Origin of the sequence: Staphylococcus auricularis (assembly GCF_051172115.1) — a bacterium.
Taxonomy (GTDB): domain Bacteria; phylum Bacillota; class Bacilli; order Staphylococcales; family Staphylococcaceae; genus Staphylococcus; species Staphylococcus auricularis_A.
Genome location: NZ_JBPIZN010000032.1, coordinates 1 through 270, shown reverse-complemented (window position 1 = coordinate 270; position 270 = coordinate 1). Strand labels below are relative to the sequence as shown.

1 pseudogene is annotated in these 270 nt (G+C 32.6%); it reads left to right on the top strand.

The features are described 5' to 3' along the window. Positions 1-36 precede the first annotated feature (36 nt). A pseudogene (locus ACSBRB_RS10690) lies at positions 37-270 on the top strand (hypothetical protein); the annotation flags it as partial.

Genomic DNA, 270 nt, shown 5'->3' with positions numbered 1-270 from the left:
TTTGTTCCACCAGAGTTCTTTTCTAGATGGATTTGTTTGAATGAAAAACAGCCAACTTTTGTCAACTATATTAACCTTATTTGGTTTATCACTTCGTTGGGTATTTTAGCTGGTGCCATGGGTTCAACAGTTGAAAATGCTGAATTAATCTATCGTGTAACATATTCATTCAGTCATTATTATAGTTATAAAGAACTAGAACAAATCGACGATTACACTAATAGTTCTAATCAAGCGGCAGATTACAATAATGGCAAAAAACTATCACAC